This is a genomic window from Sinorhizobium sp. FG01, from assembly GCF_002531875.1.
Classification (GTDB): domain Bacteria; phylum Pseudomonadota; class Alphaproteobacteria; order Rhizobiales; family Rhizobiaceae; genus Sinorhizobium; species Sinorhizobium fredii_C.
This window is the reverse complement of record NZ_NWTB01000057.1, coordinates 1-1,862: the sequence shown is the minus strand read 5'-3', so window position 1 is coordinate 1,862 and position 1,862 is coordinate 1. Positions and strand designations below refer to the sequence as shown.

Annotated in this window: 2 protein-coding genes and 1 pseudogene; 2 read left to right on the top strand and 1 reads right to left on the bottom strand. The window is 53.7% G+C overall.

Annotated elements, in window-relative coordinates:
- Nucleotides 1–76: 76 nt before the first annotated feature.
- Nucleotides 77–481, bottom strand: a pseudogene (locus CO656_RS29470) (IS1595 family transposase); the annotation flags it as partial.
- Nucleotides 482–889: 408 nt separating this feature from the next.
- Here CO656_RS29470 and CO656_RS29465 point away from each other — a divergent pair.
- Together CO656_RS29465 and CO656_RS29460 are read left to right on the top strand one after the other, a co-directional pair.
- Nucleotides 890–1,168, top strand: coding sequence for a type II toxin-antitoxin system RelE/ParE family toxin (locus tag CO656_RS29465; protein WP_018097649.1), 279 nt, complete (start codon nucleotides 890–892; stop codon nucleotides 1,166–1,168).
- 88 nt (nucleotides 1,169–1,256) lie between these two features.
- Nucleotides 1,257–1,562, top strand: a complete 306-nt coding sequence (locus CO656_RS29460) for a HigA family addiction module antitoxin (protein ID WP_018097650.1) — start codon at nucleotides 1,257–1,259, stop codon at nucleotides 1,560–1,562.
- Nucleotides 1,563–1,862 lie beyond the last annotated feature (300 nt).

Genomic DNA, 1,862 nt, shown 5'->3' with positions numbered 1-1,862 from the left:
GCTGCGCTTCATTCTCTGGTCCTCTCAATGGGCCAGAGCTTACTTCAAAATGGATTATTTCAACGGGGCAAGGTCACAGCGCGTGTCCCATCCGCCAGGCCGTGGGTTGGCTTACCCCCAGAGCCTCGGCCAGACGCACCGAGGACAACCCTTTATCCGACTGCAGAATAAGCCACATGCCCTTCAACCAGACACTCAACGGTAGCTTTGTTGAATGCAGCGGCGTGTGGGTCGTCACCGTGAACTGGAACCGGCAATCGCCGCTGGAGCACTGATAGAGACCCGGACGCGCACGTCGCTTGCCCATATCGCGCCCGGCAATCGCGATCGAGCGCTTGTAACCACAGGCAGGGCAAACTCTTCCGGCCGGCCACACCATGCTTTGCAGCAATCGCCGACACTGCTCCTCATCGCGAAACGCCACGATCATATCTTCCGCGGTCCGAATGCTGGTCAGCGCTGCAAGCATCGTTTCCGACATTTTCATCTCCTTCGAATAATGCCCGAAGAATCGCACGGCAATCCCTAGACAGCAAGACTTTTGCTGTCTTTCGTTGATAAAGGCCATGTATCCACTGGAACGGCAATCCCGAATGTCGCGGCCGAAGGTGCTGCTATCTGGCCGCGGTGCCGGTGTTTTCATCGCGAATCGCTCGTTGCGCGCCGATCGCCCGAATGGGTACGTGCATCGCGATAAAAACCGGCCGACTTGTTTCTTTCGATCCTGACGACCTTGGCTCGGAAACCGGAAAGCATTTCACATACGCGGAAATCCGGAATAGCTGTAAGCAAATTGCTTACTCCGTATTGACAGCAGTAAGCACATTGTTTACATTGCCATCATTCGAAACAGCCAATGAGGCACTGCATGGAGAATAGATAAGCGGCTATGATTAAGTCATTTAAGAGCAAGGCTCTCAAAGAATTTTTTGAAATCGGGAAGTCCAGCAAAGTCCCGCAGGATTTGCAGAAGCGCATTAAGATCAGGCTCGACCGCCTGGAGCAAGCGAAGGACTTGAGTGAATTGAAGTTGCCGGGCTTCAATTTCCACTCCCTGAAAGGCTTCGAGCCGACACGATATACAATTCATGTCAATGGACCATGGTGCATCACCTTCGAATTTGAAAACGGTGACGCCTCGGCTGTTGATTTGGAGCAGTACCACTAACCAACCCCCGGCGCCAGTATCGGCTGGCGCTGGGAACTGCCCAAGAGAACACAGGCAGTTCCCTAGAAAGGACCAAATGGAGACGAGAATGGCTTATGATGTAGTAAGGCCCCTTCAGCGGTGCCCGTCTCATCCGGGCGCGTTACTCAATGACATCATACCGGAGACCGGAAAGAGCAAGGTTGAGATTGCAAACCTGCTCGGTATTTCCCGGCAGCAGTTGCACGATATCATCAGCGAGAGGAAGCCCGTTTCGCCTAACGTTGCGGCCCGCCTAGGCAAGCTTTTCGGTGATGGCGCTGCTGTATGGCTGCGCATGCAAGCTGCCTATGATGCATGGCAGGCCGAACACAACGTCGACCTGAGTGCGATTCCTACGCTGGAAACCGCATAAGCGCCTGAAATAGGCTAAACCGAACACGAAAGGCAGGCCGCAACGCCTGCCTTTCATCATTCTTAGAAGTTGAAAATTGCAAGCGACTTTTTGATCGTCACCGGCGAATGATCGCTCGGGTAGTTGGGCGCTGCGGGATGGAATTTTGAACAACCTATCCGGCCCCCAATGCTCCGGCGCCGCCTCAGAACCGGGCAATCACAGGATCTACAGTTCGATTCCACTCACATCAGGTTTTTTGTCAATGGTTCATTTTGATGGCATCACAAAGCCTCCTTTGTTCGCGGATCCACGGTCTGA

Bases quoted from the DNA above. Each gene is read 5' to 3' on its own strand.
- CO656_RS29460 (WP_018097650.1), top strand. From the start codon at position 1,257: ATGGCTTATGATGTAGTAAGGCCCCTTCAGCGGTGCCCGTCTCATCCG.
- CO656_RS29465 (WP_018097649.1), top strand. From the start codon at position 890: ATGATTAAGTCATTTAAGAGCAAGGCTCTCAAAGAATTTTTTGAAATC.